The organism is Neorhizobium huautlense, from assembly GCF_002968575.1.
Taxonomy (GTDB): domain Bacteria; phylum Pseudomonadota; class Alphaproteobacteria; order Rhizobiales; family Rhizobiaceae; genus Neorhizobium; species Neorhizobium huautlense.
This window is the reverse complement of the sequence record NZ_PVBM01000008.1, coordinates 112,675-127,178: the sequence shown is the minus strand read 5'-3', so window position 1 is coordinate 127,178 and position 14,504 is coordinate 112,675. Positions and strand designations below refer to the sequence as shown.

General features: G+C 59.4%; 16 protein-coding genes, 1 tRNA gene and 1 pseudogene. 4 read left to right on the top strand and 14 right to left on the bottom strand.

Annotation, left to right across the window (positions count from 1 at the left end; translation table 11 throughout):
- Window positions 1-4: 4 nt before the first annotated feature.
- Together C5L12_RS28750 and bfr are read left to right on the top strand one after the other, a co-directional pair.
- Window positions 5-452: pseudogene (locus tag C5L12_RS28750) on the top strand ((2Fe-2S)-binding protein).
- Complete coding sequence (gene bfr, locus C5L12_RS11435) at window positions 418-903, top strand: bacterioferritin (protein WP_105372165.1); 486 nt, start codon at window positions 418-420, stop codon at window positions 901-903. The pseudogene C5L12_RS28750 and the gene bfr overlap by 35 nt, the downstream one beginning before the upstream one ends.
- Before the next feature lie 221 nt (window positions 904-1,124).
- On the opposite strand, the gene C5L12_RS11430 is transcribed toward bfr, so the two are convergent.
- From C5L12_RS11430 to obgE, 10 genes are all read right to left on the bottom strand, one after another.
- Window positions 1,125-1,661, bottom strand: a complete 537-nt coding sequence (locus C5L12_RS11430) for an RNA pyrophosphohydrolase (RefSeq protein ID WP_105372164.1) — start codon at window positions 1,659-1,661, stop codon at window positions 1,125-1,127.
- Between the two features lie 16 nt (window positions 1,662-1,677).
- On the bottom strand, window positions 1,678-2,871 hold the full coding sequence (locus C5L12_RS11425; protein WP_105372163.1) for a divergent polysaccharide deacetylase family protein: 1,194 nt from the start codon (window positions 2,869-2,871) through the stop codon (window positions 1,678-1,680).
- A gap of 86 nt (window positions 2,872-2,957) precedes the next feature.
- Entirely contained in the window at window positions 2,958-4,289 is a 1,332-nt protein-coding gene (locus tag C5L12_RS11420; protein WP_105372162.1) for a S41 family peptidase, read from the bottom strand.
- Window positions 4,279-5,661 (bottom strand): murein hydrolase activator EnvC family protein, encoded by a 1,383-nt coding sequence (locus C5L12_RS11415; RefSeq protein WP_105372267.1) that lies wholly within the window; start codon window positions 5,659-5,661, stop codon window positions 4,279-4,281. Before C5L12_RS11415 ends, C5L12_RS11420 begins: the two co-directional genes overlap by 11 nt.
- Before the next feature lie 122 nt (window positions 5,662-5,783).
- On the bottom strand, window positions 5,784-6,266 hold the full coding sequence (gene rlmH / locus C5L12_RS11410; RefSeq protein WP_105372161.1) for a 23S rRNA (pseudouridine(1915)-N(3))-methyltransferase RlmH: 483 nt from the start codon (window positions 6,264-6,266) through the stop codon (window positions 5,784-5,786).
- Between the two features lie 109 nt (window positions 6,267-6,375).
- On the bottom strand, window positions 6,376-6,873 hold the full coding sequence (gene rsfS, locus C5L12_RS11405) for a ribosome silencing factor (RefSeq protein ID WP_105372160.1): 498 nt from the start codon (window positions 6,871-6,873) through the stop codon (window positions 6,376-6,378).
- 85 nt (window positions 6,874-6,958) lie between these two features.
- Window positions 6,959-7,618 carry a nicotinate-nucleotide adenylyltransferase gene (locus tag C5L12_RS11400; RefSeq protein ID WP_205839333.1) on the bottom strand — a complete coding sequence of 220 codons (660 nt, stop codon included), beginning with the start codon at window positions 7,616-7,618 and terminating at the stop codon, window positions 6,959-6,961.
- Window positions 7,593-8,876: a glutamate-5-semialdehyde dehydrogenase gene (locus tag C5L12_RS11395; RefSeq protein ID WP_105372159.1), complete on the bottom strand. Its 1,284-nt coding sequence runs from the start codon at window positions 8,874-8,876 to the stop codon at window positions 7,593-7,595. The genes C5L12_RS11400 and C5L12_RS11395 overlap by 26 nt, the downstream gene beginning before the upstream one ends.
- Window positions 8,869-10,044, bottom strand: coding sequence for a glutamate 5-kinase (gene proB, locus C5L12_RS11390; protein ID WP_105372158.1), 1,176 nt, complete (start codon window positions 10,042-10,044; stop codon window positions 8,869-8,871). The genes C5L12_RS11395 and proB overlap by 8 nt, the downstream gene beginning before the upstream one ends.
- Entirely contained in the window at window positions 10,041-11,102 is a 1,062-nt protein-coding gene (obgE, locus tag C5L12_RS11385) for a GTPase ObgE (protein ID WP_105372157.1), read from the bottom strand. Before obgE ends, proB begins: the two co-directional genes overlap by 4 nt.
- A gap of 98 nt (window positions 11,103-11,200) precedes the next feature.
- Here obgE and C5L12_RS11380 point away from each other — a divergent pair, with 98 nt between their 5' ends.
- Window positions 11,201-12,064 carry an endonuclease/exonuclease/phosphatase family protein gene (locus C5L12_RS11380; protein WP_105372156.1) on the top strand — a complete coding sequence of 288 codons (864 nt, stop codon included), beginning with the start codon at window positions 11,201-11,203 and terminating at the stop codon, window positions 12,062-12,064.
- A gap of 39 nt (window positions 12,065-12,103) precedes the next feature.
- On the opposite strand, the gene C5L12_RS11375 is transcribed toward C5L12_RS11380, so the two are convergent.
- From C5L12_RS11375 to rplU, 4 genes are all read right to left on the bottom strand, one after another.
- On the bottom strand, window positions 12,104-12,691 hold the full coding sequence (locus C5L12_RS11375; protein WP_105372155.1) for a GNAT family N-acetyltransferase: 588 nt from the start codon (window positions 12,689-12,691) through the stop codon (window positions 12,104-12,106).
- Window positions 12,688-13,323 carry a GNAT family N-acetyltransferase gene (locus C5L12_RS11370; protein WP_105372154.1) on the bottom strand — a complete coding sequence of 212 codons (636 nt, stop codon included), beginning with the start codon at window positions 13,321-13,323 and terminating at the stop codon, window positions 12,688-12,690. Before C5L12_RS11370 ends, C5L12_RS11375 begins: the two co-directional genes overlap by 4 nt.
- 128 nt (window positions 13,324-13,451) lie before the next feature.
- Entirely contained in the window at window positions 13,452-13,721 is a 270-nt protein-coding gene (rpmA, locus tag C5L12_RS11365) for a 50S ribosomal protein L27 (protein ID WP_105372153.1), read from the bottom strand.
- Between the two features lie 30 nt (window positions 13,722-13,751).
- Complete coding sequence (rplU, locus tag C5L12_RS11360) at window positions 13,752-14,063, bottom strand: 50S ribosomal protein L21 (protein ID WP_105372152.1); 312 nt, start codon at window positions 14,061-14,063, stop codon at window positions 13,752-13,754.
- A gap of 313 nt (window positions 14,064-14,376) precedes the next feature.
- Here rplU and C5L12_RS11355 point away from each other — a divergent pair.
- A tRNA-Ser gene (locus C5L12_RS11355) sits at window positions 14,377-14,466 on the top strand.
- Window positions 14,467-14,504 lie beyond the last annotated feature (38 nt).

Below are 14,504 nucleotides of genomic sequence, written 5' to 3'. Positions count from 1 at the left end.
ATCAATGATCTCGCGTATTCTACCTAGTACACATCCCCCAGCTCCTCCAGAAAGGAGGAACTTTAGATTTTTCTTGACATCTGCCAACCGCTTTCGCAAAAGAGGATGGTAGTGCTCATGTTTCGCAGGTCGACGCGAGAATGCTAGTTTGCAGTTGCAATTACATCACCGACAAGGAAATCCGCGAGACCATCGTTGAACTCCTCGATGAAGATTGCTGGCAGCTGATCGTGCCGGCAAAGGTTTATCATGCCATGAGCAAACGCGGCCGTTGCTGCGGCTGCTTCCCCAGCGTCGTTGATCTTATCATCCGCACAACCGAGGAATATCACGCTCGCCGCGACTCGACGGAAGCCGAAGTCGTTGTATATATGTCCCGCTTAAAGCAATTCCACGAAGAAAACAGGAGAGCGGACATTGAAAGGCGACTTAAAGGTCATCGAGCGGCTTAACGAGGCACTGTTTCTCGAGCTCGGCGCTGTCAATCAATATTGGCTGCATTACCGCCTTCTAGAGGACTGGGGTTACACCAAGCTTGCCAAGAAGGAGCGTGCTGAATCCATCGAAGAGATGCAGCATGCGGACAAGCTGGTTGCGCGGATCATTTTTCTCGAAGGACACCCCAATCTTCAGACTGTGGCGCCATTGCGCATCGGCCAGAACGTCAAGGAAGTGCTCGAAGCCGACCTTGCCGGTGAATACGATGCCCGCACGGCCTACAAAGCTTCCCGCGATATCTGTCACGCGGCAGGCGACTACGTCTCCATGAAGCTTTTCGAGGAACTCCTGGCTGACGAGGAAGGTCATATCGACTTTCTAGAAACGCAACTGGAGCTCCTGTCAAAGATCGGCGAGGAACGGTACGGTCTTCTCAACGCGGATTCCGCCGATTCCGCCGAATAAATATCGGCGCCATCGGATATCGAAGCCCGGCGAGCACCGCTCCGCCGGGCATTTCTTTGATCAATAGGACGGCCTTGTTCTCTTCCAGAATAGAAACGCTCGGATCCCGCGGGTCCCTTAAAGCGTGCCGCGATCCTTCGGATTCGCTTGCTGCGCTTTAAATCCTTGTTCTATCGCATGCCGCTATCGCAGAACCGCTGCACGCTTTTGCGCGAAATGCTTCAAGCTGCTGTTCTTGCAAGATGAGCAAATTCAGCCACGACCTGTTCGTAGACATTGCGTTTGAAGGGCACGATCAATTCCGGGAGGTCGACCATCGGCTTCCATTCCCAGGCGTCAAACTCAGGCGCATGGCCCCCCGGCGGTGGATTGATGGCAATTTCGCTTTCGTCCCCGTCGAAGCGAAAGGCGAACCAGCGCTGCGTCTGGCCGCGATATTTGCCTTTCAACCCGATGCCGATGAGATGTGGTGGCAGGTCATAATTGATCCAGTCGCTGGACTGCGCCAGCAAAGTGACCGAGCGAATCCCTGTCTCCTCGTAAAGCTCGCGATAGGCAGCGGGGAGTGGATTCTCGCCCTTGTCGATCCCGCCTTGCGGCATCTGCCACAGCTGCGGCGACCCGTCGAACTCGCTATTGCCTTCGCTGATCCGGCGGCCCGCCCAAACCAAACCATCGCGGTTCAGAACCATGATTCCGACGCATGGCCGGTAAGGAAGGTCCTCGGCGCGGATCGTGCGTTTGTCCTTGCTGCTCATTTGCGGCTCAACTCCATCAGGGTGCAACACTTTCGCTCGCCAGCGTCGAGACGCCGACGATCTCAATCCCGCGTTGCGACGCCTCTTCACTCCACTTCCTTATGGCGTCGATGCTTTCATCGAAAGCTGACGCAATGCCGACCGCCTTGCCATTACGCGCAGCGATCCGCTCCAATTCATCCAGCTTCTTGAGGATCGCATCGGACTGCAGCTGCCCATCGAGAGTGAGATCACCAAAAGCGTGCGGCAAATCGATCGCTTTGGCGATGATTGCAGTCTTCGACTGACCGGATGTGCCGTCATCGAGGAACAGCAGGCCGCGTTTTGAAATGTCACGCAGAACGGGTTCCAAAGCATCGGTGTCTGCGAGATAACGGCCTCCAAGATAGTTCATGATGCCTGTATAATTGGTAATCTTGCCCATCGCATCGTGCAATCGCTCAAGATTCTGTTTGGCCGAGGTTTTGGTCAACAAGGTGCCTGGGCCGGGATCGTTTGTCGGATAGTCGAACGGCTCGAAGGGCACCTGGATCAGGATTTCGTGGCCACTCCGGCGAGCCTCCTGCATCCAGCGCTGTAAGCTGTTGCCGCTGGCGGCGAAGGCAAAGGTCACTCCCGCTGGCAATTGCTGGATCGCCCGCTGCGTCCCGGTCTGGCTGAGACCGAGGCCGCCGACGACGATTGCGATCCGCGTCCCTCGTGCGCCCGACCAGGGCCGTGCATACTGGTCCATCGGCCGCAAGCCGTCCGGACCAACGACGGGCAGACGGCCGTGCGGCGATTCCTCAAGCAGCATCTCATTGGGCTGGGCGGCCACGCGCGGATCCTGGCCGATGCGCTGCGCATCGAGCAGCACCGGGCCGCCGCCGTCTCGCGGGCGGGGCGTGTATTTCGTGACGATCGATCCGTCGTCGGTCAATGTCCGCTCAATATTGGCGCCGGAATTCGGATTTGAGCGTGGCATGACGGAGGGCGGCAAAGCGGCAGGCTCTTCGGCGTTGGCGGAAGGTGACGGGACTGCCTGCGGCGTCGGGGGCGTGGTTGTGGCGGCCTGCTTCAGCGCCGCATCGCCACGCATACCATAGATCGAGAGGCCGAGCACACACGACACGGCCAGGAAAGCAAATACGGAGACTGCGGAAAACCGCCTCGCCCGTGGCTTTGCGGCCGGCCGGTTCTGCCCGAGCGGAGCGTGAAGATCGGTGCCCAATTTTCAGTCCCGCATCATAGCTCTGGATAAGCGAAACCGGCCAGAATTGCCTCTCTTCGACGCAGCACCGGCCGGTTTCGCTATTGTCACTTCTTTACGTTTGCGGCGGCCTTGTCCGGGCTCGGCGGGAATGACGCATCCGTCTTTGTCCCATGAAGCAGGTCCATGGCGTAGTTCAGCTGGATATCATCCTTGGCTTCCGGCGGCACGTAGGCAACCGAGCCGGAACCTTCCTCGGTTTCGGCAGCCCCCTGGATATGTCCACGCAGGCTCGACTCGCCTTCCGCGCGCACCTTGCCCTGAAGCTCCGCCGGCAGCGGCTGCTCGACCTTGATGTCCGGAGCGATGCCGGTACCCTGGATCGACTTGCCGGACGGCGTGTAATAAAGGGCCGTGGTGAGGCGCAGCGCACCTGCGTCGCCAAGGGGTATGATGGTCTGCACCGAACCCTTGCCGAAGGAGCGGGTGCCGAGCACGGTCGCACGCTTCAGATCCTGCAAGGCGCCGGCGACGATTTCCGAGGCGGATGCCGAGCCGCCGTTGACCAGAACGATTACCGGCTTGCCGTCCGTCAGGTCTCCCGGACCTGCATTGAAGCGGCGGGTCTCGTCGGCGTTACGACCGCGGGTCGACACCACCTCCCCACGCTCCAGGAAGGCATCCGATACGTTGATCGCCTGATCGAGAAGGCCGCCCGGGTTGAGGCGCAAGTCCAGAACATAGCCTTTAAGCTTGTCGGCCGGCACATCCGCCTTGATCTTCTTGATCGCCTTCTCGAGGTCGTCATAGGTCTTCTCGGTGAACGAGATGACCCTGAGATAGCCCACGTCGCCACCTTCAACGCGGGACTTGACGGCGCGCACTGCGATGATGTCTCGGACGACTGTAATGTCGAGCGGTTTATCGGCACCCTGCCGGATGACAGTGAGCTTGATCGGAGTATTGACCGCGCCGCGCATCTTCTCGACGGCTTCTTCGAGCTTGAGGCCGCGCACCGGCTGGCCATCGATCTCGGAAATGAAGTCGCCTGACAGGATGCCGGCACGCGAAGCCGGAGTATCGTCGATCGGGGCGATAACCTTGACGAGTTCGTTTTCCATGGTGACCTCGATGCCGAGGCCGCCAAACTCGCCACGCGTCTGCGTGCGCATGTCCTCGGCGTCCCTGGCGTTCATGAAGCTCGAATGGGGGTCGAGCGAGGTCAGCATGCCGTTGATGGCGTTTTCGACCAGTTTCTCTTCGTCCGGCGGCGTAACGTACTGGGCACGAACGCGCTCAAAAACATCGCCAAAAATCGACAATTCCCGGTAGGTCGAAGGGCCGGCAGCTTGCGCCGGCACCCCGGCCGAATAAATCACGCTCATCGCGGTCGCACCCATGAGTGCACCGACGATGACAAGAGAAGCCCTACGAATCATTTCGTGCCCTTCCAGTTTCTTTCGCGGTCCACCACGGTCTGGAATCGACCGGAGTGCCGTCCTTTCGGAATTCAATGTAAAGCGTTGGACGATCTGTTTCCAGCGCCAATGCCGTTGCGCTTGCCACTCTTTTTTCACCCATCACGGCAATGGGCTCGCCTGCGAACACGAATTTGCCCTGCCGTGCATTCACTTCGTCCATGCCGGTCAGAACCAGATGGTATCCATCTCCGGCATTAAGGATGATCGTCTGCCCATAGCTTCGGAAGGCGCCAGCAAAAACCACGAGGCCGTCGGCCGGTGCGGTTACCACTGCATCGGGATTCGAAGCGATAGTCAGGCCTCTTGCCGTATGTCCCGTCCCGTCGGCGTCGCCGAACCAGCGCAGTACATCGCCGGCGACCGGAAGCTCCAGCTTCTGTTTGAGGCTCGAAAACGCGTATGCGGGCGCAATGCGGTTTTTGTCGGGCACGCCGCTTTCGGCCAGCCGTTTTGCCCTTTCGCGCTCGGCCTCCGACAGCATGCGCCGCCGCTCCTCTTCCGCCCGGGCTCTGTCAATCGCATCGCGCACCGAAGCGATCTCGCCCTCGAGCGATTGAATAAGGCCTTCGAGCGAATTGGCGCGACCAGCCAGTTCCTCCGAGCGGCGGCGCTCCGCATCGAGATCGGCGGCGTTACGCTTGTTCAATTTTTCGTTTTCCGCCAACAGAAGGTCCATCCGCCGCTCCTCCTCAAGGCTTTCGGCGATCGTATCGGAAACATTGGTCTTCTCCGAAAGGGTCGCCGCCTGCAAAGAGGCGAGTGATTGAAGGTCGGCAACGAGCTTATCCGCCTCATGGCGCATTCCCGGCACGACCGCACCGAGCAGGATAGCGCTTCGTACCGACGCCAGCGCGTCATCTGGTGTCACCAGAAGTGCCGGAGGCGGGTTGCGTCCCATCCTCTGCAGCGCAGCCAGAACCTCCGCCAGAACGGCGCGGCGGCCGCGCAGAGAGGCACGGATGCGATCTTCCCTGACTTTGAGCTCCGCAATCTTCTTTTCACTATCCAGAATCCTGGTTTCCAGGCTCTTGCGCCGTGCGGCGGAATCTATAAGCGCCTGGCGGATGTCGGCGCTGTTCTTTCTGGTTTCCGCGATATTTTTTTCGATCGCTGCGGCCCGTTCGGTCGACAGCTTCATGTTCTTGGCCAGAACCTCAAGTTCACCTCGGGTCTCGTTTCGGCGGCGCTGGAGATCGGCGGTGGGGTCGACGGCAATGGGCTGCGCTTCCGAAGGCGGCGCGGATGCATCAAAATCCTGCGCATGCGCAGGAACGGAAAGAGGATGTGAAAAAGCCAGGGTGACACCGAGGGCTGCCGCAAGAAGCAGCATGTGCCGATTCGATATCATGCTTCCCTTCCTCGTCTTCGCTGCAATAGTCCGATCGGGAAAGCGTAAGCTGATTTGCCGGACAGGACCACAAACAACATCGTGTTCGAAGGTAAATGAAACGTTCACACGCGGTGATAAGGATGGCCGGAGAGGATGGTCACGGCTCGATAGAGCTGTTCGGCGATCAAGATTCTAACGAGTTGATGCGGCCAGGTCATCGATCCGAGGTTGAGCACCATGTCTGCGCGTTGGCGCAGATCGGCATCAAGCCCGTCGGCACCGCCGATTGCAATCATCACGTCGCGCTTGCCGTTATCACGATAGCGGCCGACAAGTTCGGCAAAAGCCTCGCTGTCGAGCGCTTTGCCCCGTTCGTCCAGAAGAACGAGCACCGCGCCATCGGGGAGGGCCTTTTCCAGCAGGCTCGCTTCCTCGCGCTTGCGGGTCTCGGCATTTGCGGCGCGGCTTTCCTGGACCTCGACCAGTTTGGCCAATTCCAGTCCTATCGCCGGGCCAGCCTTGGCCAAGCGGTCGAGATACCGGGACGCAAGGTCCTTTTCCGGTCCGGCTTTCAACCGACCCACGGCAAAAAGGCTTATCCGCATGTCCTGATCCGTTGGTTTTGACGGTCGAAACCACTTTCAGGCGACGAGCATGTGCCCGGCTTTCAATTTCAACCTCGGCCTTGACGGATTCAGGTCATACCTGGAGCCGTCAGTGTAGCAGTGCGCCTTCCTCGATATCCGGAGCAGCCCACATCTTTTCGATGTTGTAGAACTGTCGGATTTCCGGGCGGAACACATGGATGATGATGTCGCCGGTGTCAATCAGCACCCAGTCGCCGGTCTCCAGCCCTTCGACGCGAGCCGTTCCCAGGCCCTCGTCTTTCAAGTCGGAAATCAGGTGATCGGAAATCGCCGTGACATGGCGGGTCGATCGTCCGGAGACGACGACCATGTAATCTCCGAGCGCTGATTTTCCAGCAATGTTGATGGTGACGATATCTTCAGCTTTGGAGTCCTCGAGGCTTGCGAGGACCAGTTCGAGAGCGCGGGCAGCAGCATCGGCGCCACGTTCCAGGCTCTTCGGGAGGACGGAGGCCGTCTTTCCCTTGGCGTGTACTGTTGTCAGGGTTTGTCCTTTCTTCCGGTAACAGCAACATGCACTTTCAGCGATCCGAGTCGCACTCGGCCGCAATATAAAAAGTGGCATCGAATGGTTAATCTTTCAAGGGAGATGCTGAAAAGGTGATCATAAGATGTAGAACCGTGCCCAATGGCCGCGCATCCTGGTTATTCTAGCTCGCTTTCTGGCCGCTGGTGTCGCGGATCGCAGTGGAACTCAACGCCGAGCGGGGGCCATGGATGAAGGTCCAGGCAGGTGCTTTCCTTTTCCAGAGCGTGCCGGCATCGTCTTCATCGACACGGGCATAGTGGAAGGTACGAGCCATCTTGGATGAAAGAAACGACAGGGTGGCGCCGGGCCGGTCGATGACCGCGATCGGGAACGTAGAGGCAATCTCTTGCCATTTCTGCCAGCGATGGAAGGTCTTCAAGCTGTCGGCGCCCATGATCCAGATGAAATGCACATGCGGCCTCCGCGCCTTCACGAATGCCAGGGTATCCGCCGTATAGGCGCCGCCGAGGGTTTCTTCGAACGCGGTCACCTTGATGCGAGGATCGTGGATCAGTCTTTCACTCATGGAGAGCCGGTCCGGCAGCGAGGCAAGCTGAGCCCGGCTCTTCAAGGGATTGCCAGGAGTTATCATCCACCAGAGCTGATCGAGGCCAAGACGCCGGAGGGCTATCTCCGCGACCAGCAGATGGCCCTCATGCGGGGGATTGAACGAACCGCCGAACAAGCCCACCGCCATGCCGCGCTCGACATGCGGCAAGGCAAGATAACGGGAATCGACAGCCGGTTCGGTCACGTCAGGGCCGAATCTGGCCGGTGCCATGCACCCGGTATTTGAAAGAGGTCAGCTGCTCGACGCCGACAGGGCCACGGGCGTGCATTTTGCCGGTCGAAATGCCGATCTCGCCACCCATGCCGAACTCACCGCCGTCGGCAAACTGCGTCGAGGCATTGTGGATGAGGATCGCCGAATCAATCTCGTTGAAGAAGCGTTCGACCACATCCGGATCCTCAGCGATCACAGCCTCCGTGTGGCTGGACGAATAGGTGTTGATGTGACGGATCGCACCAGCAATTCCATCGACGATGGCGACGGAAATTACCGAGTCGAGATATTCCGTACGCCAATCTTCTTCCGTCGCAGGCTTTAAACCCGGGAAAACCTTCAGCACTGCTGCGGAAGCGCGGATCTCGCAGCCTGCCGCGGTCAGCTCCTGAAGAATTGGCATCAGATGCGTGCCGATGGCGGCGCTATCGATCAGCAAGGTTTCCGCGGCACCGCAAACCCCGGTACGGCGCATCTTGGCATTGACGGCGATTTCCTTGGCCATTTCCACCTCTGCGGAGGCGTCCACGTAGATATGGCAGAGGCCTTCCAGATGAGCGAAGACCGGCACGCGCGCCTCGTTCTGCACCCGAGCGACGAGGCTTTTTCCTCCACGGGGGACGATGACGTCGATTGCGCCATTGAGGCCGGAGAGCATTGCACCGACGGCGGCGCGATCCGGGGTGGGCACGATCTGAATCGCATGCTGTGGAAGCCCTGCGGTTTTCAGGCCGGCGACGAGGCATTCATGAATAGCCTGCGATGAGTGGCGGGAATCGGATCCACCCCGAAGGATCACGGCATTACCGGCCTTCAGGCAGAGCGCCCCGGCATCGGCCGTTACATTGGGCCGGCTTTCATAAATGACCCCGATGACTCCAAGCGGCGTACGGACACGCTCGATATGGAGGCCATTCGGCCGATCCCAGGCGGCAATGACTTCGCCGACCGGATCCTTGAATTCTGCAATTTCCCGCAACGCATCGGCCATGCCGTCAACGGCCTTGTCCGTCAAGGTCAGCCGGTCGATGAAGGATGGCAGAAGGCCTTTGCCTTCGACATTCTCCAGGTCGGCGGCATTGGCCGCGAGAATTTTGTCCCTGGCGGCGATGATCGCATCCGCCATAGCGTTCAGAGCTTTGTTCTTTGTCTCGGTCGAAGCCGTTGCGAGTTCGCGTGCGGCGACCTTGGCGTTACGGCCAATCTCGTCCATGACAGCGGCAACACCGTCTGCTGCAATGACCTTCTCAAGCATGGGCGGCGTCCTCCTTGAGGTCTTTTTTCGTTTTCCGTCGGGCGGAGGCGGTCATGACGAGGTCATCGCGGTGAACCATCGCAGCGCGGCCGGCATAACCGAGAATTGCTTCGATCTCTCCGGACTTTCGGCCGATGATCTGGCGCGCCTCTTCGGCATCGTAACTGGCCAGTCCACGCGCGATCTCGCGCCCGTCCATTCCGACGATCGCGACAGTATCGCCGCGGTGGAAATTGCCCTCGATGCGGCGCACCCCGGCAGGCAACAGACTCTTTCCCGTCCCCAGCGCATTTTCAGCGCCTTCATCGACGAAAAGTTCGCCGGCCGGCTGGAGTTGCCCCGCTATCCACGTTTTACGCGCCGTGACCGGTGTGCCGGAAGGCGCGAACCAGGAAGAGCGGACACCTTCCTCGATGGCGCGCAACGGATGTTCTGTTTTGCCGGATGCGATGATCATCGAGCAGCCGGCGCCGGTCGCGATCTTGCCCGCATCGATCTTTGTGCGCATACCGCCGCGGGAAAGCTCGGAAGCCGCGCCGCCTGCCATCGCTTCGATCTCCGGCGTGATTGCCGGAATGATATCCAGGAATCTTGCCTCCGGGTCGAGATGCGGCGGCGCCGTATAGAGCCCGTCGATATCCGAAAGGAGGATGAGAAGATCCGCGCTGGTCATGGTTGCGACGCGTGCGGCGAGACGGTCGTTGTCACCATAGCGGATTTCCGTCGTGGCGACCGTATCGTTTTCGTTGATGATCGGCACCGCACCGATCTTCAGGAGCTGGTTGATTGTTGCGCGGGCATTCAAGTATCGGCGGCGCTCTTCGGTGTCGCCCAGGGTCAGCAGGATCTGGCCTGCTACGATGCCATCCCGAGAAAGGCTTTCGGACCAGGCGCGAGCAAGTGCGATCTGGCCGACTGCCGCCGCTGCCTGGCTTTCCTCCAGCTTCAGCGCTCCTGCCGGCAGGTCGAGCACCGTACGGCCCATCGCAATTGCGCCGGAGGAGACCACCAGAACGTTGATGCCTTTGCCTTTCAGCGCCGCGATATCCGCGCAGATTGCGTCGAGCCACTGCGCCCGGAGACCGGTCTTCCGGTCCACCAGAAGAGCCGAGCCGATCTTGATGACGATGCGGCGGTGGCTTGCGAGAGGCCGGCGTGCTGCGGTCATTGACCGCCCTCTTCATCGAAATCCTGGATAGGAACGGATCGGTCGGGGAGCGCCGTTTCGTCGCCTTCGCTCGCTTCGACGATCACGTCCCGCAGTGCGCGCAGCACTTCGGTCATGCCCCGGCCCGTAACGGCGGAGATCAGGAACGGCGTCTGGCCGCATGCCTTCTCCAATTCCTTCGCCTTTTTCTTCAATTCCTTGTCGTCGAGCACGTCGATTTGCGAAAGAGCCACGATGACTGGCTTGCCGATCAGGCCGCCGCCATAAGCTTCGAGTTCGTGTTTCACCGTCTTGTAAGATTTGCCGACCTTTTCTTCGACGGCGGAGACCAGATGCAGAAGCACCCGTGTGCGTTCGACGTGGCCGAGGAAGCGGTCGCCGATGCCAACACCCTCATGGGCACCTTCGATCAGGCCCGGAATATCGGCGAGGACGAACTCCCGGCCATCGATGGTGGCGACGCCGAGATTGGGATGCAGCGTCGTAAACGGATAGTTGGCGATCTTCGGGCGAGCCCGGCTCACGGAAGCCAGGAATGTCGACTTTCCGGCGTTAGGCAGCCCGACCAGGCCTGCGTCGGCGATCAGTTTCAGCCGCAGCCAGATGGTCTTTTCCACCCCTTCCAGACCGGGATTGGCCCAGTTCGGCGCTTGGTTCGTCGAGGTTTTGAAATGGGTGTTTCCGAAACCGCCATTGCCGCCTTTAGCAAGGCGGAACCTCTGGCCCTCTTTCGTCAGATCGATGATCAGGGTTTCGTTGTCTTCCTCGAAAATCTGGGTTCCTACGGGGACTTTCAGCGTCACGTCAGCGCCATTGGCGCCGGTGCGGTTGCGCCCCATGCCATGCGTTCCGGTCTGCGCCTTGAAATGCTGCTGGAAACGGAAGTCGATCAGCGTGTTGAGGCCGTTCACGGCCTCCACCCACACATCGCCGCCGCGTCCGCCGTCCCCGCCGTCCGGTCCGCCGAACTCGATGAATTTTTCCCGCCGGAACGAGACTGCACCCCCGCCGCCGTCGCCGGAGCGTATGTAGACTTTTGCCTCGTCGAGAAATTTCATCTTACTGCCGTCTATCTTGTGTTAGTCGGAGCCTCGTTTCACGATGGGCATCCTGTGGGTTTCGATATCGCCGGTTGGGGCGGAGGTCAAAGATTATCATGAAGTTCGTGAGCTATAACATCCAATACGGGATCGGAATGGATGGCGGGTTTGATCTCGGCCGCATCGCAAAGAGCATTGAAGGCGCCGACATCATTGCGCTTCAGGAGGTGACGCGGGGTTTTGTAAAGAACAATCATTTCGATCTCGTCGCCTCCTTTGCCGAGCTTTTCTCCGACTACTTCCACGTCTACGCCGCGCCCTGCGACGTGTTGCTGGACATCTCCGTCGAGAACGGTCGCCGCATCGAACGCCGTTTTCAGTTCGGCAACATGATCCTGTCGCGCTGGCCGATCCTTGCCACGCGTCATCTGCTCCTGCCGCGCAGCCGTACCATCGACAAGCTCAACCTGCAGCGGGGCGCGCTGGAAGCCGTCATCGCTGCGCCCGATGGTCCGGTACGCGTCTATTCCGTACATCTCGATCACGTTTCTCCGGATGAGCGGCTGAGCCAGATCCGTTATCTGAAGGACCGGGTCCTCAATTTCGTCGCCGAAGGCGGGGCCCTGACCGGCGCGGCGGAAGAGGGTTTTCCGGACCCGCCTCTGCCGGAGGATTTCATTCTGATGGGCGACTTCAACATGGAGCCGGAATCGCCCGAATATATCGCCATGGTGGGGCGGCAGGATCGCTATTACAGCCGAAGCCTGCGCGCCAATGAGCCTGTCGACGTACTGGATCGCCTCGGGCTCCTGTCGCCGCAAAGTTTCACCTGGGCAAAGCCGCCTGGCGATGGGCCGGTCAAGATGCATTTGGATCATTGCTTCGTGAATTCTGGACTGGCGCCGCGGCTGAAAAATGCCTGGGTGGATCACAACGCGCTCGGATCAGACCACTTTCCGCTCTGGATTGAGGTCGATTGAGATCCGGCGGTTTTCCGCCGGATCTCCTGGTTTCGGGCTTCACGGTCGGCCAGGGCGGCGGAAATCCTCCGCCACCAGGATGGTCTCGATGTGAGGCACCATGCGGTTGCGCGACAGGCAGAAGATTTCGTCTGCATCGGCGATCCGGAAGCCCAGCTTCTTCTGGACATGCAGCGATGCGAGGTTGTCCGCAAACGCTCCGGAATGGAGCGTTGCGTCAGGCATCCGCCGGAAAAACCGCTCCAGCACGGCCGCGGCAGCTTCGGTCATGTAGCCGCGGTCCCAGTAAGAGCGGTTCAGCCAGTATCCGAGATGCCATCCGCCGGTTCGCAGTTCGATGGCCACGACGCCGATATGGACATCGTCGCCCGTCGTGACGGCCAGCGTCCAGTCAGGCAGAATGCCCGATGTCTGCGGCACGAGCCAGTCCAGCGCATCCTGCCGATCATATGGCTGGGGTACGCGTGACAACATGCGGCTCACCTTGAAGTCGGAAAGCGATTCCGCGATGGCCGTTGCGTCCGCTATCCGGTGCGGCCGCAACAGCAGCCGCTCCGTCGTGATAACCGGGCAAGGTCCCGGCAATGTCGCCAGCGGAGCGGGCTTTTGAAGAACGGTGGCGTTCATCGCAGTTCTCCCCAGCTTCTCAACGACATCCAGGTCTTGCGGTCGAGCCGGAACCATTCGACGGCGACCATGCCGCCAAGTGCCATGCAATCGATCATGCCGGTCCCCTGAAACTGGAATCCGCATTTCTGGATCACCCGCTTGGAGGCAATGTTGGTGACCCGGCAACGGGCATCGATGTAGTCGATGTGGTTGCGGGTGCGAAAGGCCATGTCGATCAGGATATGTGCGGCTTCCGTGGCATAACCTCTGTTCCAATGAGGCTCACCCAGCCAATAGCCGATCTCCAGCGTCCGTTCGTCCTGGTGGGGTTCCAATGCGCAGCAACCGAGGAAGGCGCCGTTATCACCTCGCGTAATGGCGTAGACGCATTTGCCGATCTCGCCGGCTTTCGTGCGTCGCACGAAATCGGCAGCGTCTTTTGCCGTATAGGGATGCGGCATACGCGACACCATGGTCGCGATATTCGCATTGTTGGCGAGATGGGCAAGTGCGTCGATGTCTTCTTCGTGGGGTGCGCGCAGAACCAGTCTCTGCGACAGTAAGACGGGGCAATCGCTTCTCGACCGATCAGGTCTTAACCGTTCCTCTGGCGGCCGGGATTGGCTCGCCCTCAATAGTTCGCCTTGCATGTTCAGTCCTCCTGCTGGGGGTAAAAGAAAAGGGAAGATGGTGGTGTCCCATCTTCCCTTTTTCTTACTGAACCTTGGACGTTCAGCCGGGTCGATGTGACACCGGCTGCTTGAAACGCTTACCGGCTTTATTCTGCTGCTTCGGCTTTCGGCATTACGGACACGTACACTCGGCCATTGGCCTTCGTACGGTAATTCACGTTGCCTGCCGTAAGTGCAAAAATGGTGTGGTCCTTGCCGAGGCCGACGTTCTGACCCGGATGCCACTGCGTGCCGCGCTGGCGCACGATAATGTTGCCCGGAATGACGGCTTCGCCGCCGAACTTCTTCACGCCAAGGCGCTTGGACTGAGAATCGCGACCGTTGCGCGACGAACCGCCAGCTTTTTTATGTGCCATTGGAGTTCTCCTTTACCCTTCGAAACCTGATTAACCGAGGATGTCCGTGATGCGGACGACCGTGTGATGCTGGCGATGGCCGCGAATCCGCTTGGAATTCTGGCGGCGACGCTTCTTGAAGGAAAGGACCTTCTTGCCACGGTTCTGCTCGACCACTTCGGCCTTGACCGTCGCACCCTTGACGAACGGGGCGCCGATCTTGGCATCGGCGCCTTCGCCGATGATCAGGACTTCGTTGAATTCTACAACTGCGCCAGCTTCGGCTTCCAGCTTTTCGATGGTAAGCACGTCATTGGCTGCTACGCGGTACTGCTTACCGCCGGTCTTGATGACTGCGAACATTTTTTATCCTTTCATGTTCGGTCCGGCTCTGCCTAAAAAAGGCGGCCGTCTTTTTATCAGTCGGGCTCTAGCAGGGATTCGAAAGAAGTGTCTTTTGAACTGGTCTGCCGGTTAAATCTGCACGAAAGCCCAAGGACCTTCACACAAACAAAGAGGCATGGAGACTTTTCCACGCCTGATCGGGTGCGGGCATACGCGAGAGACAAAAAACTGTCAAGGCAAAAGGCTATAAACTCTTGGATTTCGCCCCTTGCCAGTCCCATCTTTCGCCGCTATGAGAACGCCCGCGCTCAAATGCGCCGACCAGCGAAGCGGAGAGGTGGCTGAGTGGTCGAAAGCACCGCACTCGAAATGCGGCATACGGGCAACCGTATCGTGGGTTCGAATCCCACCCTCTCCGCCAGGTTGTATTCACTCTCCGCCACTTACCTGCAAGACCTT

Coding starts and splice junctions, on each gene's coding strand:
- C5L12_RS11430 (WP_105372164.1), bottom strand. CDS start 1,661: ATGAGCAGCAAGGACAAACGCACGATCCGCGCCGAGGACCTTCCTTAC.
- C5L12_RS11420 (WP_105372162.1), bottom strand. CDS start 4,289: ATGATTCGTAGGGCTTCTCTTGTCATCGTCGGTGCACTCATGGGTGCG.
- C5L12_RS11415 (WP_105372267.1), bottom strand. CDS start 5,661: ATGCTGCTTCTTGCGGCAGCCCTCGGTGTCACCCTGGCTTTTTCACAT.
- rlmH (WP_105372161.1), bottom strand. CDS start 6,266: ATGCGGATAAGCCTTTTTGCCGTGGGTCGGTTGAAAGCCGGACCGGAA.
- rsfS (WP_105372160.1), bottom strand. CDS start 6,873: ATGCCACTTTTTATATTGCGGCCGAGTGCGACTCGGATCGCTGAAAGT.
- C5L12_RS11400 (WP_205839333.1), bottom strand. CDS start 7,618: ATGGCACCGGCCAGATTCGGCCCTGACGTGACCGAACCGGCTGTCGAT.
- C5L12_RS11395 (WP_105372159.1), bottom strand. CDS start 8,876: ATGCTTGAGAAGGTCATTGCAGCAGACGGTGTTGCCGCTGTCATGGAC.
- proB (WP_105372158.1), bottom strand. CDS start 10,044: ATGACCGCAGCACGCCGGCCTCTCGCAAGCCACCGCCGCATCGTCATC.
- obgE (WP_105372157.1), bottom strand. CDS start 11,102: ATGAAATTTCTCGACGAGGCAAAAGTCTACATACGCTCCGGCGACGGC.
- C5L12_RS11380 (WP_105372156.1), top strand. CDS start 11,201: ATGAAGTTCGTGAGCTATAACATCCAATACGGGATCGGAATGGATGGC.
- C5L12_RS11375 (WP_105372155.1), bottom strand. CDS start 12,691: ATGAACGCCACCGTTCTTCAAAAGCCCGCTCCGCTGGCGACATTGCCG.
- C5L12_RS11370 (WP_105372154.1), bottom strand. CDS start 13,323: ATGCAAGGCGAACTATTGAGGGCGAGCCAATCCCGGCCGCCAGAGGAA.
- rpmA (WP_105372153.1), bottom strand. CDS start 13,721: ATGGCACATAAAAAAGCTGGCGGTTCGTCGCGCAACGGTCGCGATTCT.
- rplU (WP_105372152.1), bottom strand. CDS start 14,063: ATGTTCGCAGTCATCAAGACCGGCGGTAAGCAGTACCGCGTAGCAGCC.